Origin of the sequence: Pedobacter sp. GSP4 (genome assembly GCF_051857575.1) — a bacterium.
In the GTDB taxonomy this organism is placed as follows: Bacteria; Bacteroidota; Bacteroidia; order Sphingobacteriales; family Sphingobacteriaceae; genus Pedobacter.
On the sequence record NZ_JBPZIR010000005.1, the window covers coordinates 181693 to 205693 of the forward strand.

Annotated in this window: 19 protein-coding genes; 10 read left to right on the forward strand and 9 right to left on the reverse strand. The window is 39.9% G+C overall.

Annotated features, from left to right (window positions below):
* Nucleotides 1-37 precede the first annotated feature (37 nt).
* The 4 genes from ACS5PU_RS14935 to fabV form a co-directional block, all read right to left on the reverse strand.
* On the reverse strand, nucleotides 38-724 hold the full coding sequence (locus tag ACS5PU_RS14935) for an SIMPL domain-containing protein (protein WP_439459957.1): 687 nt from the start codon (nucleotides 722-724) through the stop codon (nucleotides 38-40).
* A 544-nt stretch (nucleotides 725-1268) separates the two neighbouring features.
* Complete coding sequence (locus tag ACS5PU_RS14940; protein ID WP_190327349.1) at nucleotides 1269-1721, reverse strand: cold-shock protein; 453 nt, start codon at nucleotides 1719-1721, stop codon at nucleotides 1269-1271.
* 331 nt (nucleotides 1722-2052) lie between these two features.
* Nucleotides 2053-2583, reverse strand: coding sequence for a GNAT family N-acetyltransferase (locus ACS5PU_RS14945; RefSeq protein WP_439459958.1), 531 nt, complete (start codon nucleotides 2581-2583; stop codon nucleotides 2053-2055).
* 93 nt (nucleotides 2584-2676) lie between these two features.
* Nucleotides 2677-3870 carry an enoyl-ACP reductase FabV gene (gene fabV, locus ACS5PU_RS14950; protein WP_439459959.1) on the reverse strand — a complete coding sequence of 398 codons (1194 nt, stop codon included), beginning with the start codon at nucleotides 3868-3870 and terminating at the stop codon, nucleotides 2677-2679.
* Nucleotides 3871-4199: 329 nt separating this feature from the next.
* Here fabV and ACS5PU_RS14955 point away from each other — a divergent pair, with 329 nt between their 5' ends.
* The gene (locus ACS5PU_RS14955; protein ID WP_439459960.1) at nucleotides 4200-4907 is read left to right on the forward strand and encodes a DUF2490 domain-containing protein; all 708 of its coding nucleotides are present in this window, start codon (nucleotides 4200-4202) and stop codon (nucleotides 4905-4907) included.
* Between the two features lie 85 nt (nucleotides 4908-4992).
* Nucleotides 4993-5883: a hypothetical protein gene (locus tag ACS5PU_RS14960; RefSeq protein ID WP_439459961.1), complete on the forward strand. Its 891-nt coding sequence runs from the start codon at nucleotides 4993-4995 to the stop codon at nucleotides 5881-5883.
* A gap of 291 nt (nucleotides 5884-6174) precedes the next feature.
* Here ACS5PU_RS14960 and ACS5PU_RS14965 read toward each other — a convergent pair whose 3' ends face one another.
* From ACS5PU_RS14965 to ACS5PU_RS14980, 4 genes are all read right to left on the reverse strand, one after another.
* Nucleotides 6175-6906 (reverse strand): head GIN domain-containing protein, encoded by a 732-nt coding sequence (locus ACS5PU_RS14965; protein WP_439459962.1) that lies wholly within the window; start codon nucleotides 6904-6906, stop codon nucleotides 6175-6177.
* A gap of 325 nt (nucleotides 6907-7231) precedes the next feature.
* Nucleotides 7232-8884 carry a M1 family metallopeptidase gene (locus tag ACS5PU_RS14970; RefSeq protein WP_439459963.1) on the reverse strand — a complete coding sequence of 551 codons (1653 nt, stop codon included), beginning with the start codon at nucleotides 8882-8884 and terminating at the stop codon, nucleotides 7232-7234.
* 66 nt (nucleotides 8885-8950) lie between these two features.
* Entirely contained in the window at nucleotides 8951-10816 is a 1866-nt protein-coding gene (locus tag ACS5PU_RS14975; RefSeq protein WP_439459964.1) for a CocE/NonD family hydrolase, read from the reverse strand.
* A gap of 182 nt (nucleotides 10817-10998) precedes the next feature.
* Complete coding sequence (locus ACS5PU_RS14980; RefSeq protein WP_439459965.1) at nucleotides 10999-12870, reverse strand: CocE/NonD family hydrolase; 1872 nt, start codon at nucleotides 12868-12870, stop codon at nucleotides 10999-11001.
* A 299-nt stretch (nucleotides 12871-13169) separates the two neighbouring features.
* On the opposite strand from ACS5PU_RS14980, the gene ACS5PU_RS14985 reads away from it, so the two are divergent.
* The 8 genes from ACS5PU_RS14985 to ACS5PU_RS15020 all read left to right on the forward strand — a co-directional run bounded on the left by ACS5PU_RS14985 (nucleotide 13170) and on the right by ACS5PU_RS15020 (nucleotide 23095).
* Nucleotides 13170-14000 carry a DUF6515 family protein gene (locus ACS5PU_RS14985; protein WP_439459966.1) on the forward strand — a complete coding sequence of 277 codons (831 nt, stop codon included), beginning with the start codon at nucleotides 13170-13172 and terminating at the stop codon, nucleotides 13998-14000.
* Nucleotides 14001-14523: 523 nt separating this feature from the next.
* Entirely contained in the window at nucleotides 14524-15684 is a 1161-nt protein-coding gene (locus ACS5PU_RS14990; RefSeq protein WP_439459967.1) for an esterase-like activity of phytase family protein, read from the forward strand.
* Between the two features lie 6 nt (nucleotides 15685-15690).
* On the forward strand, nucleotides 15691-16356 hold the full coding sequence (locus ACS5PU_RS14995; RefSeq protein ID WP_439459968.1) for an HAD family hydrolase: 666 nt from the start codon (nucleotides 15691-15693) through the stop codon (nucleotides 16354-16356).
* 111 nt (nucleotides 16357-16467) lie between these two features.
* Complete coding sequence (gene lpdA / locus ACS5PU_RS15000; protein WP_439459969.1) at nucleotides 16468-17874, forward strand: dihydrolipoyl dehydrogenase; 1407 nt, start codon at nucleotides 16468-16470, stop codon at nucleotides 17872-17874.
* Between the two features lie 412 nt (nucleotides 17875-18286).
* Nucleotides 18287-19834 (forward strand): choice-of-anchor I family protein, encoded by a 1548-nt coding sequence (locus tag ACS5PU_RS15005; RefSeq protein WP_439459970.1) that lies wholly within the window; start codon nucleotides 18287-18289, stop codon nucleotides 19832-19834.
* Nucleotides 19835-20323: 489 nt separating this feature from the next.
* Entirely contained in the window at nucleotides 20324-21142 is an 819-nt protein-coding gene (gene thiD, locus ACS5PU_RS15010; RefSeq protein ID WP_439459971.1) for a bifunctional hydroxymethylpyrimidine kinase/phosphomethylpyrimidine kinase, read from the forward strand.
* The gene (locus tag ACS5PU_RS15015; RefSeq protein WP_439459972.1) at nucleotides 21139-21792 is read left to right on the forward strand and encodes a TenA family protein; all 654 of its coding nucleotides are present in this window, start codon (nucleotides 21139-21141) and stop codon (nucleotides 21790-21792) included. Before thiD ends, ACS5PU_RS15015 begins: the two co-directional genes overlap by 4 nt.
* Before the next feature lie 100 nt (nucleotides 21793-21892).
* Nucleotides 21893-23095: an MFS transporter gene (locus ACS5PU_RS15020; RefSeq protein ID WP_439459973.1), complete on the forward strand. Its 1203-nt coding sequence runs from the start codon at nucleotides 21893-21895 to the stop codon at nucleotides 23093-23095.
* 26 nt (nucleotides 23096-23121) lie between these two features.
* Here ACS5PU_RS15020 and ACS5PU_RS15025 read toward each other — a convergent pair whose 3' ends face one another.
* On the reverse strand, nucleotides 23122-23925 hold the full coding sequence (locus ACS5PU_RS15025) for a hypothetical protein (RefSeq protein WP_439459974.1): 804 nt from the start codon (nucleotides 23923-23925) through the stop codon (nucleotides 23122-23124).
* Between the last annotated feature and the right edge of the window lie 76 nt (nucleotides 23926-24001).

Genomic DNA, 24001 nt, shown 5'->3' on the forward strand with positions numbered 1-24001 from the left:
TAGGTTTTAAAAAGCATTAATTTAACAGTTAAAATTTTTATTTGATCTCGAAAATGGCGTTTACGGTAAAATTCAGCTTAATTTTTTTGAAATCAATTTCTGGTGCGCCTGCTGCATCAGCCATTTCAGCTTTCATTGCGTAATTTCTGTAAACAGGTTGTATTACATTGTCTCCACCATCCTGTATTTCAATTACACCACCCAATTTATCGCCTAAAGCTTCAACCATATAAGCTGCTTTTTCTTTTGCGGCCAATAAGGCTTTAATTTTAAGCTCTTTTTTTAGGCTTTCAATTTTTGAGTAATCGTAGCTTTCGATGTTTGTATTGGCAATTCCTTTGGCATCAATGGCTTCTAGTATTGCATTAAACTTGTTCAAATCAGATACTTTTAAGCGGTACTGTTTGCTGGCCAAAAAATCGGGATTTTTCTTTTTCTCGGTAGCATAGTTCCAGCTGCTTAAATTGCTGATGGTCAAATTTTCTTTGGCAATACCTGCTTTCTGAACCGCAGCATACAATTGTTTTTCCAGTTCGGTAATGTCTACCTTTTTCTTTCCGTTTAAATACTCTTTAAGCGAAATACCGATGTAAATAATATCAGGGGTAACTTCTGTTTCGGATGTGCCGCTAACATTAATTTTTCTACGTAAATCTGCCTGTTGAGCCATCGCTGATGATAATCCTAAAAATGCAACCAGTGCAAGTGCTATTAACTTTTTCATAATTCAAATTTTCTTTGTGTGTACAGTAAAGATGTAAGCGGTGCGCAAATTCCACACCGGGATTTAAAAATTTTTGTTTTTCTGGAAACGTTAAACGGCAACGAATAGCTACAAAATTGCTTTTTTTTATTTCGTATAATGTCTTTTTCAGTTCTTATCTAGTTAATTTACAGCAGTATAATGTTTAACTTAAATATCATGAGCAACAAGGTTAATAAGTAAAAAAAAATCAAGTTTAGCGCATCAAATATTTTTTATGGCCGGATAATTTGCCACAAATTTTAAGCATTTGGAGTTAATTTTTAGGAAATAACTGTGGTAAATATTTTAAAACCGACAATACCTATCGCTTTTTAGCACTGTACTTCTACCGTTGGAAGGGATTAGGAAATATTTTCTCTGGATCGAGAAAAATTATGCGCAAGGTTTTATGCTTAAATAGACGGAAATATAAAGGGTTATAAAACCTAGCGCAGCAGAATGTTTTCTGCAGAATTTTAATCTTATTGAAGCCTTTAAGCTTCAAGGGGAATTTTGTGAGCGGTTAAACTTTTGATACTTTAACGGCAGTTGGTCCTTTTTGGCCCATTTCTACTTCGAAGGTAACTTTATCGCCTTCTTTAATCTGAGTGATCAAACCATTAGCATGAACGAAAATACTATCTTGAGTTTCTGTGTTTTTGATGAAACCATAACCTTTGCTGTCGTTAAAGAATGTAACTGTTCCTTTTTTAACAGGATTTTCATCCACAATATCTTCTTGTCTTGATATGCCGATCTGAATATCTTCGGTATTAATTACTTTCTTTTTCTTAGGATCTGGTGGTGTAGAAGAAATGTTTCCATTTTCATCAACGTAAGCCATCATGTCTTCAAGCGCTAAACCTTTTTTTGCATTAGCCTGACGCTCTTCTTTTTTCTCTTGTTTGTCTTTTTGTTTTTTTAACCGTTTTTTTTCGTTCTCTTTTTTACTGTATGTTGCCTGAGATTTAGCCATATTTTATTAATTGTTTTGTTTTAGAAAATTGAGTGGAATGGAGAATTATACAAAGATAACAATACTAAAGCATAAACACGATTTTATTCGGTTATGCTCTTGCCATTTAGGTTTGTATATAAAATAATTGGAATGAGACTGTGGCAATGATGTTGACCACGGATTAATGTGGAACCATTTGCCTATTTTTTTTCCACAAATAGCGTGGATGAACACAGATAAAAGGTTCTAAGCCACGGATGCACAGATTACACAGAATGGATTTTCTTTTCAACACCCCATCGTCCTCGTTTGTAACCATAGCCGTTAACTAGGACGATTACAAGACGGTTTATTTTAGCCAGCTGGCTTTATCTACCTGATAAACAAAGTTCCATTTTACAGGTTCTCCATAGTAGGCAATTTCCTGTTCGCCAACTTTTGTAGCGCCAAGTTTCTCAATGGCCTTTTGCGAACGGAAATTTGTAGCACCAATGTGCAGAATTACCCGATCTACAAATTGAAAGGCATAATCGAACATCAACGTTTTTAAGGCCTTATTGTGGCCTTTACCCCAAAATTCGCGACTGATAAATGTGTAACCCACTGCAACCGAACTGTTTTCCTCATCGAGCTCATAATACCTCGAACTGCCAACAATTTTGTTGGTTCCTTCTTCATACACCATAAAAGCACCTTTAGAAGCCATTGCTCCTTTAAAGAAATTTTGAAAAACCTCTCTTTGGTAACGGTCTTTATTTGGATGCTGTTCCCAGATTAATGGATCGGAGGCTACTGCGAAAAGGGATTCGAAGTCTTCTTCTTTTAAAGGAATTATTTTGATCAGATCGTTTTGGAGAGTGGGCTGTAAATCGAAATGCATATTATTTGGCTATAAAAACGGCCGGGTTTTTAAGCCGGCCGTTTGTAAATATTTATCATTTAGACCTTTAAAGAGGTTAGATGTATTGATGGCCTAGTTTACCAAGCCTTCAATTTCTACTACTTCTTGGGCATCTTTCTGATAATCTACCTTATCAATTTCGAAACCGAAAAGGCTTAAGAAATCAGATCTGTAACCTGGTAAATCGCCAATGGCCGGTAAAGTTTCGGTGGTTGCTTCTTCCCAAAGTTCGGCAACTTTTGCCTGTACATCATCGCGCATTTCCCAATCGTCAATCCTGATTCTGCCTTTCTCATCAACAGGTACTTCATTGCCTGTATATAATCTTTCGGCATATAATCTTTGAATCTGCTCAATTGTTCCTTCGTGGATCCCTTCTGCTTTCATCACTTTGTACAATAATGAAATGTAAAGTGGAATTACCGGAATTGCTGAACTGGCCTGTGTTACCAATGCTTTGTTTACCGATACGAAGGCTTTGCCGTTAATATCTTTCAGTTTATCGCCAATGGTAAATGCGGTTGCTTCTAAATCGTCTTTTGCACGGCCAATGGTTCCTTTGCGGTAAACCGGTTCGGTTAATGCAGGGCCAATGTACGAGTAAGCAACAGTTGTGGCTCCTTCTGCCAATAGGTTTTCGGCTTTTAAGGCGTCAATCCACATCAACCAATCTTCGCCACCCATTACGGCAACGGTGTTAGCAATATCTTCTTCTGTTGCAGGCTCAATCGAAATTTCGGTTACGTTACCTGTGTGGAAATCGACTGTTTTATTGGTATAAGTACCTCCAATTGGCTTTAAGGTAGAGCGGTGCAGTACTTCGGTAACTGGATGTTTTCTAACCGGAGAGGCTAAACTATAGATCACCAAATCAATCTGTCCTAAATCTGCTTTGATCAGCTCAATTGTTTTTTCTTTTATCTCATTAGAGAAGGCATCGCCATTAATGCTTTTGGCATATAAACCAGCTGCGTGGGCTTCTTTTTCAAAAGCTGCAGAGTTGTACCAGCCTGGTGAAGCGGTTTTGCCTTCGGAAGGTGCTTTTTCGAAAAATACGCCAATGGTAGAAGCACCAGATCCGTAAGCAGCAGTAATTCTTGAGGCTAAACCGAAACCGGTTGAAGCGCCAATTACCAATACTTTTTTCGGACCGTTTATGGCTCCTTTTGATTTTACATATTCAATTTGATTCTTTACGTTTTGAGCGCAGCCATCTGGATGTGCTGTTAAACAGATAAAGCCCCTCATTCTAGGTTCAATAATCATTTTTGTTATATTTTACGTTTTGTAATGTTAAAATAAGTGCAGTTTTAAGGGGATGAATAAATACCTTAATGCCCAAATCTTTAACGAAGATAAATTTTTAATCGCTTAACATTAAATGAATTTTAAATATTGAGGGTTTTTATGTGGGTTTGGAAGTATTTTAACCACCAACACAAAGCACACCAAGCTTCGGAAGTTTGGACTGATGACTTAAGACTATATCCCACATGGCTTCCGACGCCGGTCCTCCGACTTTCGGACTATTTTTAACCACGACTTTCGCATATTTCTGTTAATTTAGCGCACACAGATAAAACCGACTATAATTAATGAAAAAGCTATTATTGCCCATCTTGTTTCTTTTGATGGCATTTGGAAAACTATCAGCCCAAACCCAGTACCAGAATTCTGGCTGGTTTATGTTTTTAAACAACACTAAATTTAGTGATAAATGGGGACTGCAGTTCGATTTGCAGATCCGATCGGCCGATGATTGGGCTTATGTGCGCAATACATTGGTACGCCCCGCGGTACAGTATTTTATTAATGATAAAAGTAATGTTGCGCTGGGTTATTTATGGCAAACCACGCAATTGAGGCTTATTGGCTCCAATAACAATTTATTAAATGAACACCGCATTTTTGAACAGTACATTTACAACCACAAAATCAGCTCGGTATTTGCCAGTCATAGGTTTAGGTTGGAGCAGCGTTTTATAGAGCGGATAAACAATGATAATCTGTTTTCTCAGCGCTTCCGTTATTTCTTCAGGTTTATAAAGCCTTTGCAAAAAGCAGAACCAACTTTTACAAAAGGACCCTTTGTCGCCCTCCAAAACGAGATTTTCTTAAATCTACAGAACAAGAGCGAAATCAATAACAGCATTTTCGATCAGAACAGGGCCTATCTTGCTTTGGGTTACCGTTTTTCGAGAAAAATAGATGTCGAAGCGGGCTACATGAACCAGGCTCAGCGCGGTGCGGTTAATAATACGGTAAATAATATTGTTCAGCTTGCCGTGTACACTAGGTTTTAATGTTTTAAAGTCATTTTTTGTAAAGTAACTCTTACGAAATGTTAAATCTTTTGTAATTGACTGGTCTTTTTGCTCAATTTGCCGCGTGAAAAAATTTACTATCCTATTTTTAGCGGTCTTGTTTGGCAAGCGGATGCAGGCACAAGAAATAAAGACTTCTTCTACCGAAAGCACACCGGCTTCGAAAAGCTTGTTTAACCCTGAGCATAAAAGAAATTTTTCGCGTAAAGGCGATTTTTATTTTCATTGGGGATACAATAGCTCTTGGTATGGAAAAAGCGATATCCGTTTTCAGGGACCAAATTATGATTTTACGCTGAAGGATGTGGTAGCACACGATAGGCAATCGAAACTAAGCTGGGAATATTTAAACCCGGGGTTAATTACCGTGCCACAGTACAATATCCGCGTGGGCTATTTTATTAAAGATAACTACAGCATTTCTATTGGTTGGGACCATATGAAATATGTAATGGATATTCCGCAAACTGTTGCGATAACTGGCCACATTGGCGCTAATATTTCGCCTACCAATACACCTACGGGAAACTTAGCGGGCGACTATAACGGGCAGCAGATTAATGTGAAAGAAAGTATGCTTACCTACGAGCATACCGATGGCTTTAATTATGCAAATATCGAGGTAGAACGTTACGATGATATTTGGGTAGCGCCAGGGGGAAATACTTCTTTAACTTTAGAAACCGGTTTAGGTGGTGGAATGATGGTGCCGCGTTCGGACGTGCGTTTGTTTGGACAGGGGAGAAATAACCACTTCAGTATTTCAGGTTATGGTGTTTCGGCAAAACTTGGTCTTAAATTTTACATCTGGAAGAATTTTTACCTGCAAAACACCACCAAGTTCGGTGCCACCAATTTAACCAATGTGCATACTACCGGCTGGGATGAATATGATAAGGCCAGTCAGAAAATTAACTATATCGAGAATATCTGGCTAATTGGGGTTCAGTTTTAAAATATACACAGAGGAGGCTTAAGCCTCCTTTTTTGTTTCTGCTGTTTCTAATTATGGGGGAAGCAATTTCATTCCCCATTCAAATAAATAGTTAGGCTTGCATACATCAGTTTAAATCTGCGTGCCTTTTCTGCGAAATCTGCGGGAAAAGAGATAGCAAATCTTCCCGCAGATTTAAATGGATAAAAAGTGCAGATTACGCAGACCGCGATAATAACAATGGAAAAAATGATGTAAACAAAAACGCCCCGGATTTCTCCGCGGCGTTCCTTGTTTTGTTGTTAACCTAAATTAGATTTTCCTTACTCTACCTGATCCGAAAACGGTTTTTTCTACAGCGGCGTTACCCGAGTAATTTACACTTCCTGAACCGCTGATAACTGCTTTAATGCTTTCATCGGCAGCGATATTTACTGTTCCTGAACCGCTAATGGTTGTTGATAATGTTTTTACACCGAAAGCTTTACCAGCAAAGGTACCTGAGCTGCTGATTACGATTTTAGCATGATCGGCACCGCCTGTAAGATTGATAGAGCCCGAACCGCTGATTACCCCGCTGTAGTTATCTACATCGGCAGAAGCTTTGATACTGCCCGATCCGCTAACAGTTGTAGTTAAACTGCCCGTGCTGATTTTACCGTTTACTGTCATGTTTCCATCGCCGCTTACAGTTAAGCTGGCCAGTTCTTTTGCCGAAACGTAGGCCGTGATTTTTTTGCCTTCGTATTTTCTAGACCAACTGGTGATACTGGTTTGTGGGCGGATAACCAAAACATTTCCTTTAACTTCGGTAACGATTGAAGCAAGGGCATCTGCGTCGCCTTCTAAACGGCAGCTTTCGGTATTGCCTAAGGTTACTATTACATTAATCGGTCCTGCGGCGGCTACACCATTAAAATCTTTAACGTCTCTGTCGTCGCGGTTATATTTAGTGCTGCTGATACTGCTATGGTCTTTTGCTATTACATTAATACCAGCGGTTAATGTTAATGATGCCAATAATATTGCGAATACTTTTTTCATGGTTATAGATTTTACTTTTAGATAAATAATGAGCTTTTTGATATAAGACGGTGTTTTTGCCAAAAAGTTGCACAAGCGGCCTTTAAAAATTTCCGAAGTTAGCCAGGCTATTGGTCAAAGAAAAAAATCGCTCCGAAATAACAGTATTACATTAAGGGGTAGATTTTCAAAATTAAGAGAGAAGAGGCTGTCTCATAAATAAATACCTGTCATCCTGAGCCTGTCGAAGGACTTGCTTAAAGTCTTGCGCGGCGTTTCGACAGGCTCAACGTGACAAATTTGGATGAAATTCAACTTATGATACACTCTTTTCTCTGTAAGTATCTTACCCTTTCTTAAGGCCGATATAAAATAATGGGTCCTGTTTAAAATTATCAGCATTTACACTAGCATCCACTTTAATACTTTTCCATTCGTTTGTGGGTTTAATTAATGTATAAGAACCAGCTTTAAGGGTTACACGCACTGGCATATCAAAACCTTTAACATCGGTTATCCAACGGTAATTTAATGTGCCGTTGTCAATTTTATATTCGAGCACGGGTATTTTGGTATAACGTAAATACTGATCGAAAACCTTATCCAGTTTTAAACCGCTCTGTTTGGCAATGTAGTTTTCAATCTGTGCAGTGGTTACGGTTTGGTGGTAAAAGGTTTTGTTTAATCCACGCAGAACCTGTCTGAATTTTTCATCGTTGTTGATCAGCTGGCGGATGATGCTGATCAGATTTGCCCCTTTTGGATACATATCGCCCGAACCTTCTTTGTTTACGCCGTAAGGGCCGATTAAAGGAATATCATTGCGGATAATTTTTTGAAGTCCGATTACGTATTCGTCGGCTGCTGCTTTGTTTTCTGTGCACTCAGTAAAAAGCACTTCCGAGTAATTGGTAAAACCTTCGTGTATCCACATGTCGGCAATATCTTTTGAAGTGATGTTATTCCCGAACCATTCGTGGCCACTCTCGTGGATGGTGATAAAATCCCATTTTAAACCATGGCCTGTACCGCTTAAATCTCTGCCCAAATAGCCTTGTTTAAACTGGTTGCCATAAGCTACGGCACTTTGATGCTCCATACCCAGGTGTGGTGCCTGCACCAGCTTATACCCATCTTTGTACCATGGATACGGGCCGAACCAATATTCGAAACATTTTAGCATGGGCTTAACATCGGCATCCCAATGTGGGCGTGCTTTTGCACTATCGGTTTGTAAGGCCCAGTAATCAATACTCAGCTTTCCGTTTTCGCCATCATAGCTATCTTTCCAGTGGGCGTATTTGCCAATGTAAAAGGATACATCATAATTGTTAATAGGGTTGCCTACAAACCAATTGTACTGTTTGTATCCGTCTGGTTTATCAACGGTGTTTCTTAACCTTCCATTTGATATTTCCTGCAGAGTATTGGGTACGGCAATGCTGATTAACATACTGTCTACCTCATCACTTTGGTGGTCTTTATTTGGCCACCAACAGCTGGCCCCCAAGCCCTGGCAGGCTACTGAAACAAATGGATTGCCTGCAGCATCTTTTTTGAAAATGAAACCGCCATCCCATGGTGGTGTTTTGGCAATAAGCGGATTACCTGAATAAAACACAGTGAATTTATCCTTAATCCCTTTTTTTATGGTTTTTGGGAAGGTTACGAAAACAGCATTGTATTCTCTTTTAAAAGTTAAATCAGTGCCGTTGTAGACCACTTTTTCAACTTTAAGGTTATCGAACAGGTCGAACTGTAGTTTGGTGAAATCCTGTGTGGCGGTAAAGGCAAATTCGTTACTGCCGCTGATTGATTTTTGGTCGATATCTATTTTAACATCTAAGTGGTAATAATTAATATCGTAACAGGTACGCAATGGGGTAAGAGTGCCGCGTAGGCTATCTGCCCTTGAGTTTACCTGATTTTTGCCTAACATTTGTGCCTGCAGTCCTGAAATACTACATGCTAGGACTAAAATGGTGAATAGTTTTTTCATTTGTTATTATTAATCGTTTGAAACGATTGGTTATTTACGCACGCGTTAGAAACGCGCGCGGGCATTTTATTTAATTACATCAACTTCGATAAAGCTATCGTTAAAAACGGTTTGAGTTGCTTTGATATAATCCGATTCAGGTGCTTTATATGGGTTTTCTACAAATTTTTGCGGGTTGCGGGCAAACAACGGAAATGCGGTGCTCTGTACCTGGATCATAATTCTGTGGCCTTTTTTAAAGGTATGTAGCACATCCTGCAGCTGTACCTTTACATCAGTTTTTTGATTGGCAACCAAAGCTTCTGGTTTTTCGAAACTGTTGCGGAAACGTGCAGGCATTATTTCTGAACGCACCATTTGCCAATAGTTACTGAGTGTAATGTTTTTGTTTGGCATATAAGGGTTGTTGGGTTCGTCTGCCGGATAGACATCTATCAGTTTTACAATAAAATCGGCATCGGTACCTGTTGTTGCAATTTTAAGGTGCGACATAATTTCCCCTCCCAACGTAATGTCGTTTTCCAATATTTCGGTTTGATACACGAGTACATCTGGTCTTCTGCCGGCAAAGCGCTGGTCTTCGCTCATGTAATTATGCGGGGTAAAGCCTATGCTGGTGGTAATATCTTCGGTATACGGAACCGGTTTTGCAGGGTCGCTGATGTAATTTACCGATCCGGCAGTAGTAGGCGCTGTCATGCTGAGTTTGCCATCGGCACCTAAATATAGTTTTTGCTTAACTGCTTTTTCGGTTGGCCATTTAGCAAAGGTTTCCCATTCTTTTTTTCCGGTATCGAACATGTAAGCTTCGGGTAAGCCTGAGTTTTTATCGCCGTTACCTTTTAAGAAATGGTTAAAGAATTTCGCCTCAATGTTTTTTTGGTAAAAAGTGGCAATGCTATCTCCAAAATATACATTGCTGTGCATGGTATGCCCTGTTTCGCGGCTCCATCTGCCGTGGCCAAAGGGACCCATCACAATCGTGTTATAGGCGTTAGGGTTTTTCTTTTCGATGGTTTTATAAATATTCAATGGGCCTGATAAATCTTCGGCATCGTACCAGCCGCCAACCAACATTACCGCAGGCTTAATGGTATTGTAGTGTTTCAACAATCCACGTTTTTGCCAAAACTCATCGTAATTGGGGTGGTTAATGGTTTCTTGCCAAAAGAAATTGTTTTTATAGTATTTATCTGCATTGGCCAGCGAACCTAAATCGAGTGCAAATTGATAGCCGTCTTTGGTTTTTGGGTTGATGATCTGGTTGTTGTACCAAGGTTTTGAAGTGGTATCTGTTTTTTGAACACCAAATACGGGGAAGGTAAAAAAGTAGCTCTGTAAAAAAGATCCGTTGTGGTGAAAATCATCAAAAAAGAAATCAGAAATCGGGGCCTGAGGTGATGAAGCTTTCAAAGCTGGGTGGTTACTCAAAATGCCTGCTGCGGTATAAAAGCCGGGATATGATATTCCCCATTGACCCACTTTACCGTTATTGTTGGCTACATTTTTAACCAGCCAATCAATGGTATCATAAGTATCAGAGCCTTCATCAACATCTTTTTTGGTTTTTTTGTTGTCAATTACCGGGGTCATGTTGGTCCAGGTGCCTTCGCTTTTCCAACGGCCACGTACATCCTGGTAAACTACAATGTACCCTTCTTTCATCATCAGTTCTGAAGGACCTAAGCGTGCAGGGAATTTATCTTCGCCATAAGGGGCAACGCTGTAACAGGTGCGCTGCATAATCATTGGGTATTTTTTGCCAGATGAGGCATCTTTAGGCGAATAAATGGCGGTAAATAGTTTTACGCCATCGCGCATGGTGATGTAAACTTCCTTTTTGGTGTAGTTTGCTTTCGGATAACCTGAATCGCCCTGCGCAAAGGCAGAAGATACGGAAAGCAGGATGATGATGAGTTTTAAGTATTTCATTTTTTAAGAATAAGTAAGTTGGTTGCATTTAGTTGATGGATAAACTAACCAATGCGGTGGCAATGTTTATTTATTGAGATTAAAGTTAGTATTTAAATTTCTTTATTTGGATTCGATTCTTCGACACTCTTAGGATGACAGTTGCCCTTCCGGTTCGTGCGGACACGAACCGGGGAGCGGAATTATTTCAACACTGAAACGGTAATGTAAGAACTGTTAAAGGTATCGTGGTAAATCTTATGTGTTGCTTTTTGGAAATCGCCTGGTTCTGCCTGATAAATATCCATAAATTTCTGCGGATTTCTATCTGCCAATGGAAACCATGAATTTTGGATCTGGATCATAATTTTGTGTCCTTTTTTAAAGGTATGGGCTACATCTGGCAATGGATAATTTACTTTGGTAATGGCGCCGGGAACAAATGGCTCTGGTTTTTCGAAGCTGTTGCGGTATTTTCCGCGCATAATCTCTCCACGCACCAGCATTTCGTAACCGCCCATAATTAAATTTTTTGGGTTGGGTACCGGGTTCGGTGTGTCTTCGGGATAAACATCGATCAGTTTAACCACATAATCGGCATCGGTACCGGTAGTAGAAACTACAAGGTTTGCCAAAACCGGTCCGGTTAGGGTAATGTCTTCTGTTAGGGCATCGGTTTGATATGTTTTTACATCTGGGCGGCGTGCAGCAAAACGCTGATCATCGATCATATACTCGCGGGTGCGTTTGGCCTGAATACCATCCTGATAGGGAACAGGGTTGTTAGGATCGCTTACATATTCATCCCAGCTATCGGTTCTGCCCACTTTTTCGAAAGCGAGCTTTCCATTTGGTTGCAGGTAAAGGTTTTTGGTTTCGGTATCTTTTGGTGGCCAGGTATTGAATTTTTTCCATTCATTGCTGCCGGTTACAAAAATGTTTGCTTCTGCAGCATTAAATGCGCCTTCACCTTTTAAGTAATGTTTAAAGAAAGGCAGTTCGTATTGCTCTTGGTAATCGATACTGGTGGTTTTGCCAAAAGGAATATCGCCAAAGTAAGAACCATCGCTGCGTACCCAACCACCATGAAACCAAGGGCCGGCAACTAAGATGTTGTTTGCACCTGGATTCTGTTTTTCAATCGCTTTGTAGGTGTCAAATGTTCCGTAAGCATCTTCTGCATCAAAAAAGCCACCAACAACCATTACCGCAGGTTTAACATTGGTAAGGTGCGGGGTAATTAAGCGCGATTTCCAAAAAGTATCCAGATTGGGATGCTTAAACAAATCGTTCCAAAATTTAATGCTATCTGCAAAATACCTGTCTTTAAGGTTTTTAACCGATCCGGCTTCCAGGTAAAAACGGTAATTGTCCTGAATTGGGAACTGAAAGCCCTTAGGGCCTTTATCAGGTGTAATAGGCTTTGGACGGGGAACACCGAAGCTGCCCATAAAGCTAAAGGCATCCATTAAAAACAAAGTACCACGGTGGTGGAAATCATCGCCCATAAACCAATCGGTAACCGGTGCCTGTGGCGAAACTGCTTTAAGTGCCGGGTGTGCATTTGGCAGCGAAGTGGTAGAATAAAAGCCAGGGTAAGAAATGCCGTAAATACCGGCATTACCGTTATTGCCCTTTACATTTTTCACCAACCAATCAATGGTATCGTAAGTATCGGTACTTTCATCGATAGCTGTTTTGGTTTTTTTTCCGGTCAGCTGCGGACGGATATCGGCAAAGGTGCCTTCACTCATCCAACGGCCGCGAACATCCTGATAAACAAAAATGAAACCTTCGCGCATCATGGCCGGAAAATTACCAAGGCTGAGCTTATATTTATCTGCTCCGTAAGGTGCAACAGTGTAGGGTGTGCGGTTAATTAAAAAAGGATATTTTTTGGTTTGATTTTTGGGTATGTAAATGGAAGTGAATAGTTTAACTCCATCGCGCATGGGGATCTGGCGTTCTATTTTGGTGTAGTTCTCTCTAACATATGCCGAATCGGTTTGCTGGGCAAGTAATTCACTGGATATAAACAAACAGACCAACAGGCTGAAAATTCTTTGAAAATTCATTTAATTTTAGTTTTAGGAATAAAATTTAAAGATAGCAGATTGGCAAGTGATTAAAAATAACCTCCGGTAAAAGGTTTGTTAGTAATGTAGGATGGAAGATGGATGATGTGAAATGTATGATGTAAAATGGATGATGGATATGGGGTGTTTTATGAATTTAATTATCTGTTTCTGGCAAATCGATTTTTAAGGCAGCGGATTTAGGTCATCAGCGTATCAAAATTTAGTTAAATAATGTTAAGGGATAATCTTTTACAGATTTTCACCGTCATATAGATAATCGAAATAAACACAAAAAAATGAATAGGTTATTGAATAAAGGATTGGTTGTTTTCGCTGCAGCAGCGATGATTGCAACTTTGAGTATCGAAACTGTTTCTGCCCAAAGGCCAAGCAGGGCCGGAGGTTCTTCGGGTGGCGGCAGATCTGGTTCTATTGCGCCATCAAGAGGAGGATCCATTTCAAGGCAGCCATCTATGCAGGCACCAAGTAGAGGCAGTTTTGGGAGTCCTGGAAGAACAAGTATAAGGCCCGAGCGGCCAGGTTATGGTTATAACAGGCCAGGTTACCGTCCAAGCTACCGTCCGGGATATGGTTACCGCCCTGGTTACGGCCGTCCTTATTACAGGCCATACTATAGTTATTACAATTTTTACAGGCCATTTTTAGGTTTTAGAATCGGTGTTTTACCTTACGGTTATTATCCATTCTGGTATGGCCCGAACCAATTTTATTATTCTGGTGGCTTGTTTTATCAACAAAATAATGATCAATACGAAGTGGTAACGCCACCGGTTGGTGCCGAAGTTCCAAGCTTACCTTCTGATGCGAACCTAGTTACCATTAACGGAGTAGATTATTACGAGTATAAAGGCGTTTATTATACCCAAAAAGAAAATGCGGATGGCAAAACCGTATATGTGGTTGCCGGGAAAGATGGTATTTTAAACACTACCGATGGCCCGGTTGATACGCACCAGATTGGCGATATCATTAATCAATTACCAGAAGGGTGCAGGGAGGTAACCATTAAAAACGAAAAGTATTTTGTTTCGCCTGATGATGTGTACTATGAAGAAGTTGTGGATGGAAATAACATTAGCTACCGCGTAATTGGTAAGTTGTTTTAGTGTAATTATAATTTTATAAACCGCTGAGCATAATGAAATGCTGATCATTTAGAAAGTGGTCAGCATTTTTTGTATAGTTATTTAATGGTTTATTGTTTTTACCGCTAATAAGTTAGGGAAATTTTGATCTTAATGTTTAACTCCTTAATGGTCCATATTTTTACCATTAAGCAATTAAGATTGTTAAGGGATAACGTTCTAGAAAGGTTGCTTAAATAAATTCATGTTTTTATTCTTTCATCATTAAGGATTCAATAAATTTTGGTCTTAATGTTTTAACTCCTTAATGGTCCATATTTTTACCATTAAGCAATTAAGATTGTTAAAGGATAACGTTCTAGAAAGGTTGCTTAAATAAATTCATGTTTTTATTCTTTCATCATTAAGGATTTAATAAATTTTAGGCTTAATGCCCTTAATTCCTTAATGGTTTATGTTTTTATCATTAAGAAATTAAGATAGTAAACTTAAAGTATTCTAAAAGAAGCAAAAAAACATATTTTTACAACCTAAACATTCCGATTTGAAACCTGTATCACAGCTCATTATTGTTTACACTGTTTTTGCCCTTGTGTTTTCATCCTGTTCGGCAACAAAATATGCTGCAGTTAAGCAAAAAGAAACCACAGTTTCTGCCGTTCAGTTTTTGGATGAATATATTATGCCGCTTAACCCCCAGTTTCAAAATACGGTTGTTGGTGGTTTATCGGGGATTGATTATGATGCAAAACGCAATCAATATTATCTCATCAGCGATGATCCTTCTCAGTTAAGCCCGGCAAGGATTTACACTGCGCAGATCACGATTAAAGATAATAAGATTGATACTGTGCAGGTAACGGGTGTTACTTTTATTCAGCAACAAAACGGAAAACAATATCCGCATTACCGTTCTGATAAGACTTTAAAGGCAGATGGTGAGTCGGTTCGTTATAATCCTAAATTGAAAAGTTTTATCTGGAGTAATGAAGGTGAACGTGTATTGAAAAACGGAGATACCATTATTGTTCAGCCAGCTTTAACCTTTATTACTAAGGAAGGCCGGTATTTAGATACTATACCCTTACCTGCGGGCTTTCATTTTACAAAAGGAGAAAACGGACCACGAAAAAATGCCTTGTTCGAGGGCGTAACCTATGCTGATCATTATAAAACCATTTATACCAGTTTAGAAGAACCGCTTTATCAGGATGGGCTGCAGGCCGCTTTTGAATTTGATAAAGCGCTTACCCGGATTTTGAAGTTTGATGCCGTAACAAAGCAAAATACAGCACAGTATGCTTATAATCTGGGGGCGATGCCGGTAAAACCAACCGTAGAAAACGACTGGAATGTAAATGGCATATCTGAAATTTTAGCGGTAAACGATCATACTTTACTGGTAATGGAACGTGCCTGGGCTAAAGGGCACGACGACCATACTTTTATTAAACTGTTTCTGGTTGATTTGAACGGAGCAGAAAATGAAATTGATAATAGTGGTTTTATTCAAAACCCACCTAAACCCTTAAAAAAGAAATTGCTTTTTGATTTCGATTCCCTTAACAGGCATATCGATAATTTTGAAGGCGTAACCTTTGGGCCAAAATTATCAAACGGTCACCAGTCGCTGATTTTTTGTGTCGATAATAATTTCAGTAAATCGCAAACCCAACAGTTTTTCCTGTTCGAGGTTATTCCTTAGTTTATAATGAGTAAAATAAAAGCCCTGTTCTTCGATTTAGACGGTACGTTGATTGATTCGGAGAAATTTCATTTCGATTGCTGGAATACATTTTTATGCCCCTACAATGTTCAAATTGATTTTAAAGACTGGTTAAGCAATTATGCGGGAATCCCGCTGCCAAAAAATGCAAAAACCATAATAGACCGCTACAAAATTGATGAAGATTTAGATGGCTTTATTGACCGGAGGGAGAAAGTAACGTTTGAGGGGTTTAGGACAACAGATATCCGGTTAATGCCGCATGCCCTGGAGTTTGTACAGTTTGCTTACGAAAAAGGGCTTACGCTTGCGGTAGTTACAGCCAGTCCGAAGTTGGATGTAGAGGCTGTATTTGAACGCAATGGTCTGGCAAAATATTTCAGTTTGTTTATTACACGGAGCGATGTAATTAAATCAAAACCCGATCCTGAAAGTTATAACCTATGTGTGGAGCGCTTGGGTTTGCAAAAAGACGAATGCCTTGTTTTTGAAGATACCATTAACGGAGTAAAATCGGCTTTGGCTGCAGGGCTTACCTGTTATGCAATTCAAAACAATGTGCGTGCCCATCAAAAATTAAGGGTGGCGGATGAGCTGTTCCTCAGTTTTGCCAATGCCAAAGAATTTATGATGCAGAAAGCGCTAATCTGATCACCATAAGCAATTTAATTTTACCTCTTTGTGGCTTTAGCAATCCACATTCTATGTTTTAGCTTCAACCTTTTTTCCCTACATTTGGGCAATCAAAATTCTCAAGAAATTATGCAATACGATGTCGTTGTTATCGGTTCAGGGCCGGGCGGTTATGTAGGCGCAATACGTTGTGCTCAGTTAGGTTTAAAAACTGCAGTTGTTGAAAAATATAAAACTTTTGGAGGTACCTGCCTAAACGTGGGCTGTATCCCATCTAAAGCTTTGTTAGATTCTTCAGAGCACTTCCACAACGCTGCCCATACGTTTACTACCCACGGTATCAATCTAAAAGATTTAAAGGTTGATATGAAACAAATGATCGCCCGTAAAGACGATGTTGTTGCTCAAAATACAGCCGGTATCACTTATCTGTTCAAGAAAAACAAAATCGATTCTTTCGAAGGAGTTGGTTCTTTTGTAGATAAAAACACTATCCTGGTAACCAAAGCCGATGGTTCTACCGAAACTTTATCTGCTAAGAACGTAATTATTGCTACAGGTTCTAAACCTACAGCTTTACCGTTTTTACCGATTGATAAAAAACGCATCATTACTTCTACCGAAGCTTTGAATATCAAAGAAGTTCCTAAAACAATGGTGGTAATTGGTGGCGGTGTAATTGGTTTAGAGCTGGGTTCTGTTTATGCACGTTTAGGTACAAAGGTTTCTGTAGTCGAATTCTTGCCATCTATTATCGGCACAATGGATGCTGGCTTGGGTAAAGAACTACAACGTGTTTTAAAGAAAACTTTAGGAATGGAGTTTTACATGGGCCATAAAGTTACCGGTGCTACCACTAAAGGTAAAACGGTAACCGTTACTGCTGATACCCCAAAAGGCGAATCTATTTCTTTAGAAGCTGATTATTGTATCGTTGCAGTTGGCCGTACTGCTTACACGGAAGGTTTAGGTTTAGATAAGATCGGAATCACCGTTGAAGAACGTGGCAAAAAAATTCCGGTAAACGAACATTTAGAAACTTCGGTTAAAGGTGTTTATGCCATTGGTGATGTAATTACTGGTGCAATGTTGGCGCACAAGGCAGAAGATGAAGGTACTTATGTTGCAGAATCTATCGCCGGACAAAAACCGCATATCAATTATAACCTAATTCCGGGTGTGGTTTATACCTGGCCTGAGGTTGCTTCAGTTGGTTTAACCGAGGAGCAGTTGAAAGAAAAAGGTGTTAAATATAAATCTGGTTCGTTCCCTTTCAAAGCGAGCGGACGTGCAAAAGCGAGTATGGATACCGATGGATTTATTAAAGTTTTGGCTGATGCCGCTACGGATGAAGTTTTAGGTGTACACATGATTGGCCCGCGTGCTGCAGATATGATCGCTGAAGCCGTTATTGCGATGGAGTTCCGTGCATCTGCAGAAGATATTGCACGTACCTGCCATGCACACCCAACGTATACCGAAGCGTTAAAAGAAGCTGCACTGGCTGCAACTGATAACCGCGCAATACATATTTAATATAAAAAATGCTAAACTTCCGGTCGAACGGTGGCGAAGCATAACTAAATACGAAGGAAGCCGATAAGCAATTGTCGGCTTTTTTTGTCTAAACATTTTTTGGGCATGCCCCAAGCTGCGCAAGGGTCGGGCTATCCGTTTCAATCTTTTGTTTAGCTTTTGGCTACGCTCAAGCCAACAACAAAAGGATTTACACTGCTATCCCTCATGCAAAAAAAACAGTACAAATAAGAAATTGCCGCTTCCCTGCATCCTGCTTTCACCTTTAGTCTTGTCCCTTTAACCTTTTCGCTTTAGTCTTTCGCCTTTCCCCTTAGCCTCCCTTCACAATTCCTTAACCAAATGATAATATAAGCAGGCTGAAAAACAGCGTTATAGGCGGTTATTTTTGCGGTTCAGATATTAAAAAACCATGAACTGTAAAAAACTATTTGGTGCAATCCTAATTGCCTCTTTAGCCTTTGCTGCCTGTAAAAAAGATCCAACCGATGATCCGATTACAGATCCGCCAACCGAAGCCATTGTTCCTGAAAAAATCGACAGCTTTAAAGAAACCGCTACAATTGATCTGGGCGGTGAATTTGCTTCCGAAATTTCAGCTTACGATCCCTTAACCAAACAACTATTCGTAGTAAGTAATGATGGGGGAACCAAAGTTGATGTGGTTGATATGAGTAAATATCCAACCGTTACCAAGTTAAAAACCTTATTGTATCCAAACAATGCAGGGATTAACAGTGTGGCCGTTAGCAACGGTTTGTTAGCGATAGCTTTAGATGGTGCCGATAAGCAGGGAAATGGCGATGTTTTAGTGTTAAAAACCTCCGATTTATCAGAAGTTAAAAAGATTACTGTTGGCGCAATGCCCGATATGGTTACTTTTAGTCCAGATGGTAATTACATTTTATCGGCTAACGAAGGCGAACCGAATCTGGCTTATACAGTTGATCCTAAAGGAACCATTTCTATTATCAATATTAAAGATAATTACTCGGTTAAAACATTGGATTTTTCAGCTTTAGAATCACAAAAAGCAACATTATTGGCCGGTGGCTTTAGGATTTATGGCTATAATGCAAGTTTTACCCAGGATATTGAACCAGAATACATTGCCGTAAGCGCTGATTCTAAAAAGGCATACGTTACCTTACAAGAGAACAATGGCGTTGCTGAAGTAGATATCGCGGCCGGAACCATTACCAAAATTACCCCACTGGGAACCAGAGATATCAGTTTGGCTGAAAATGCTTTCGATGTAAGCGATAAAGACAGTAAAAAAGTTTTAGGTACATGGCCAATCAAGGCTTTCTATTTACCTGATGCCATTTCATATTTCAGTACGGGTGGTACAGCTTACCTGGCTTTAGCCAATGAGGGCGATACCCGACAGGATTACACCCCAAAAGATTCAAAAGAAGAAGTAAGGGTAAAAGATCTTGTTCTAGATCCAGTTAAATTCCCGAATGCTGCAACCCTGCAGTTGGATGCGAATTTGGGTAGACTTACCGTAACCAATACCACTGGTTATACCATGGTGGGTACAAATAAGGTATTCCAAGAATTATACTCCACCGGAGGCAGATCTGTAAGCATCATCAATGCAAATACTGGGGCTTTGGTTGCCAATATCGGCAAAGATTTAGAACAGCACGTAATTGATGCCGGCATGTACGACGATGACCGTTCAGATAACAAAGGTGTGGAAGTAGAAAGTGTAACTGTTGCACAGGTAAATGGACAAACACTTGCTTTTATTGGCATGGAACGTGCAGATGCCGTTGCCATTTATGATGTTACCAATCCAGCAGCACCTAAATTTGTTCAATTGTTCTCTACTGGCGATGCTCCCGAAGGTTTGTTGTTTGTAAAACCAAAAGATAGTCCTAACGGCAGAAGTTTGTTAATCGTTTCTAATGAGGCCGATGGTACCGTTCGGTTCTACCAGCCAGATAAAATCTAGTCTCTCTATCCCTTTATTAATTATTATTATGTTTTAGGCCCCGGTTTTATATCGGGGTTTTTTGTTTTATTGCTGTATCGTCATTTCGAGCAGAGGTAACGAAGCCGAGAACCACGAAGTGTTCAGCGAAACTAAATCTATTCAGCTCTCTCCGCTTGTACCGGCAGGCATGACGATGAGTACTTAGTTCTTCATGCTTTACCCTTTAAGCTTTCAACTTTTAACCCTATATTGCACTACAAAATAAAACTTTAGGGGTGCCTTCAAATCAGTTGGCTGAGAATATACCCATTTTGAGGTTAAAGGTAGAAGGTAAAAAGGTAGAGGGTAATGTCCTTCAGCCTAAAAACCCTCCAACCATCAACCTCAAATGAACCTGATCCGGATAATGCCGGCGTAGGAAATTAGTTTGTCTGCAAAAATTGCGTAAAATGCATTCTGCATTTGAAGACTCCTGAAGTTGTATGAACAAAATGAAGTCTTTTGCAAATGAACTATATCAATGTATTAACAATTGCTGGCTCTGATAGTGGAGGCGGTGCAGGCATTCAGGCCGATTTAAAGACCTTTTCTGCTTTAGGCTGTTATGGTACCACTGTAATTACAGCTGTAACTGCCCAGAATACTTTAGGTGTCAGAACTGTTCATGCCATCCCGACCGAGATTATCAAAGATCAGCTGCAGGCCGTATTGGATGATATACAGCTGGCGGCCATCAAAATCGGTATGATTAACCGGGCCGAAGTAGTAGCCGTAATAGAAACTGAACTTAAAGCCTATGGTACCGAAACTCCCATTGTTTTAGATCCCGTAATGGTAGCCACCAGCGGCCATAGGTTAATTGAGCCCGATACGGTAACGCAATTAATTAAAAAGTTATTCCCCTTGGTAAGTTTGGTTACGCCCAACATAGATGAAGCCATTATCCTTGCCGAACAACCAATAAGTAATTTGGATGATATGATTGCTGCGGGCAGGAAAATTATCGGCAAGGGAGCAAAGGCAGTTTTGGTAAAAGGTGGCCACTTATCGGGCGCTGTAATATATGATGTATTCATCGCCGGCAATGAGGCCCCTGTAATTTTAGAGAGTGTTTTTATTGCCTCTAAAAACCTGCATGGCACCGGTTGCACCTTATCATCGGCGATTGCTGCCGAAATGGCCAAGGGCTGCAATTTGTTGTTGGCCATTAAAAATGCCAAAAATTATATCAGTAAGGCATTGTGGGCAGGTGCCGAAGTAAAAACAGGCCAGGGCAATGGTCCGCTAAATCATTTTTTTGATCCTTTAAAACTAATTATACAATGAAGTGGAGCGAACGCGCATGGGAAAATGTTAAACCCATTTACGATAAGATTTTAACCATGCCATTTAATCAGGAATTGAGCAATGGCACTTTACCGAAAGAGAAATTTATTTTTTATTTGGCCCAAGATGCTTATTATCTTCTAGAATTTGGGCGGACATTGAGTGCCATTAGCGGCCGGATGCAAAACGCAGAGATGATTATGGCTTTTGCCGGATTTTCTACAGGTGCAATTTTTGCCGAACGTAGTTTGCACGAAAGTTATTTTGCAGAATTTGGTTTAGCCAACCAAGTACAGCCAAGCCCATCTACCTTATTATATACCAATTATATCCTTAGCCAAGCAGCTTACGCCAATGTAGAGGTGGCAGTTGTCGCTGTTCTGCCCTGTTTTTGGATTTATAAAGCTGTTGGCGATCATATTTTTGCACAACAGGATAATGATCAGAATCCATATAAGAGGTGGATTGATATGTACGCCGGGATTGAATTTGCTGCTGCTGTAGAAAAAGCCATTGCCATTGCCGATCAAATGGCTGCCCAGGCCAATGCAGAAACACAAGCCAAAATGTTACTTGCTTTCGAAATGGCCACGCGGTTGGAGTGGATGTTTTGGGATGGTGCTTACCAAATGGAAAAGTGGAAAGTGTAGGATTTGAAAGGGACTTTGTGCAAATAATTTAAAAATATGTCGGTATTTCCAATAGATTTAAGGAACTTTGTACCTTAATCTAACAATTAAAACATCAATTTTGGAAGAAAGCAGGCACGATCAGGACATTTTAGTTAAACAAGAAGATAAACCTGTATTGGCGCAAAGTTCTCCAAACCGCATCCGGCTGGCGGTTTCACTGTTTTATTTTGGGCAGGGAATTGCATTTGCATCATGGGCCAGCCGTATTCCCGATATTAAACACAGCTTGGCACTTTCTGATGGAGAATTGGGCAGTATTCTTTTAGCCTTGCCATTGGGGCAACTGTGTACCATGCCTGTATCTGGCGGCCTGGTAACCAAATATGGGAGCAAAGCCATATTAACCATCACTGCGCCATTATATGTATTGGCTTTGAGCAATTTGGGCCTTGCTGCAGCACCTTGGCAGCTGGCGGTTTTCTTATTTCTTTTTGGCGTTATCGGCAATATGTGCAATATCGCTGTAAACACACAAGGAGCGGAGGCCGAGAAATTATTTGGCCGCCCAATTATGACTTCCTTTCATGGGGCCTGGAGTATTGCAGGCTTTACCGGTGCACTGGTAGGTTTGGCCATGGTTAATTTTCACATCATTCCGTACTATCACTTCTGGATTGTTACCGTGCTGATATGGGTAAATATATTTTTTAACCACAAACACCTGGTGCCGGGCAAAGGTGCAGCGCAAGAACGCAAACCTAAATTATTCGTAATGCCCGAAGCTGCCTTGTTGCAATTGGGTATTATTGGCTTTTGCAGTATGGCAACTGAAGGCGCCATGTTCGATTGGAGCGGTGTTTACTTTAAAGAAATCGTAAAGGCACCAGCATCGCTTGTTATTTTAGGTTACGCCTCTTTTATGCTGATGATGGCTTCGGGGAGGTTTTTGGGCGATGCCGTTATTCAAAAACTTGGCCGTAGGCGCACTATCCAATTCAGTGGACTGGTTATTTCTATCGGTATGTTCACTTCTGTATTCTTTCCATATATCGTAACGGCCACTATCGGTTTTATGCTTGTGGGGATAGGGGTATCCAGTATTGTGCCCACTGTTTATAGTGTGGCGGGTAAAAATGGAAAAATATCTGCCGGAATGGCGATTGCAATGGTTTCGAGTGTAAGTTATTTAGGTTTTTTAATGGGACCACCATTAATCGGTTATATTTCAGCTTTATCGAGCTTACAATATTCTTATGCTGTAATTGGTATATTTGGTTTGTTGGTAAGTTTCTTGGTGGGGAAAATCAGGGCGATTGATTAGTCAACTCTTTAACCAAGCACTAACCATTATTCTTTCTTTACCAAACCGTGCTCTTTCAAGGTTGCAATAGCAAGCTCTATTAACCTGAGGTTTTCGTCCTGGTGCCCATGCTGTACCTCTACATTAATGTAAGGAATATTGTTCTGCATGGCGTAAACAGAAAGCGAGCCATCGTTTGATACAAATTTCGATTGAAGAATTACATTAACATTCGCTTTTTTCAAGCTGGAAAATAATCTTGGCTCCGTAACATAAATAAGGTCATCGCCATCCATCTGGAAATTGATGTAAACCGAATCTGCAGTGCTGGCCAGATCGTAACCAGGTAAGTAAGAAGAAATACCAAAACCGCCATCAGCATTGTTATGTAAGGTTAAAAAATAACCGGTAGATTTTGGATCATAAAAATCAACAATCTGTTTGCCCGCGTTTAAAATTGCTTTTTCAACTTCGTTAGAGCTGTAGGAATCTTTTTTTAGTCTGGTATTTACACCCACCTCAGTGTAAATCGCGTTAGGATCTATGCGGTATTGATCATCCATATAGGTGAAATTATAATCTCTTACCCCGCCATACTGGCTATCTATAAGTTGGCCGCCGCTCCAACGGATGTAATCGAAGCCTGCCTTAACGCCAGTATCTTCATTATCGTGCACCACCAAAAATTTAATTCCATTGGGTTTGTAGCTGTATTTAACCAATGTAATATCCAGGTTGTAGATTTTGATAAAACTCGAATCGCTGGTCATTGCCTGAAAAATAGGAGGGTGCTGGGCTTTTACTACAATGGAAGAGCAGATTAGGAAGAGACTTAAAACGGATTTGAACATAATCCCTAATATACAACGTAGATGGATAATTTGTTTGGATACAGTATTGTAGGATTATCTGCGCAGTGGTAAAAAA

Excerpts from the sequence above, each read along its gene's own strand:
- ACS5PU_RS14980 (WP_439459965.1), bottom strand. The coding sequence starts at position 12,870 with ATGAATTTTCAAAGAATTTTCAGCCTGTTGGTCTGTTTGTTTATATCC.
- ACS5PU_RS14965 (WP_439459962.1), bottom strand. The coding sequence starts at position 6,906 with ATGAAAAAAGTATTCGCAATATTATTGGCATCATTAACATTAACCGCT.
- ACS5PU_RS14940 (WP_190327349.1), bottom strand. The coding sequence starts at position 1,721 with ATGGCTAAATCTCAGGCAACATACAGTAAAAAAGAGAACGAAAAAAAA.
- ACS5PU_RS14985 (WP_439459966.1), top strand. The coding sequence starts at position 13,170 with ATGAATAGGTTATTGAATAAAGGATTGGTTGTTTTCGCTGCAGCAGCG.
- ACS5PU_RS14945 (WP_439459958.1), bottom strand. The coding sequence starts at position 2,583 with ATGCATTTCGATTTACAGCCCACTCTCCAAAACGATCTGATCAAAATA.
- ACS5PU_RS15015 (WP_439459972.1), top strand. The coding sequence starts at position 21,139 with ATGAAGTGGAGCGAACGCGCATGGGAAAATGTTAAACCCATTTACGAT.
- ACS5PU_RS15025 (WP_439459974.1), bottom strand. The coding sequence starts at position 23,925 with ATGTTCAAATCCGTTTTAAGTCTCTTCCTAATCTGCTCTTCCATTGTA.
- ACS5PU_RS14975 (WP_439459964.1), bottom strand. The coding sequence starts at position 10,816 with ATGAAATACTTAAAACTCATCATCATCCTGCTTTCCGTATCTTCTGCC.
- ACS5PU_RS15005 (WP_439459970.1), top strand. The coding sequence starts at position 18,287 with ATGAACTGTAAAAAACTATTTGGTGCAATCCTAATTGCCTCTTTAGCC.
- fabV (WP_439459959.1), bottom strand. The coding sequence starts at position 3,870 with ATGATTATTGAACCTAGAATGAGGGGCTTTATCTGTTTAACAGCACAT.
- ACS5PU_RS14935 (WP_439459957.1), bottom strand. The coding sequence starts at position 724 with ATGAAAAAGTTAATAGCACTTGCACTGGTTGCATTTTTAGGATTATCA.
- lpdA (WP_439459969.1), top strand. The coding sequence starts at position 16,468 with ATGCAATACGATGTCGTTGTTATCGGTTCAGGGCCGGGCGGTTATGTA.
- thiD (WP_439459971.1), top strand. The coding sequence starts at position 20,324 with ATGAACTATATCAATGTATTAACAATTGCTGGCTCTGATAGTGGAGGC.
- ACS5PU_RS14955 (WP_439459960.1), top strand. The coding sequence starts at position 4,200 with ATGAAAAAGCTATTATTGCCCATCTTGTTTCTTTTGATGGCATTTGGA.
- ACS5PU_RS14970 (WP_439459963.1), bottom strand. The coding sequence starts at position 8,884 with ATGAAAAAACTATTCACCATTTTAGTCCTAGCATGTAGTATTTCAGGA.
- ACS5PU_RS14995 (WP_439459968.1), top strand. The coding sequence starts at position 15,691 with ATGAGTAAAATAAAAGCCCTGTTCTTCGATTTAGACGGTACGTTGATT.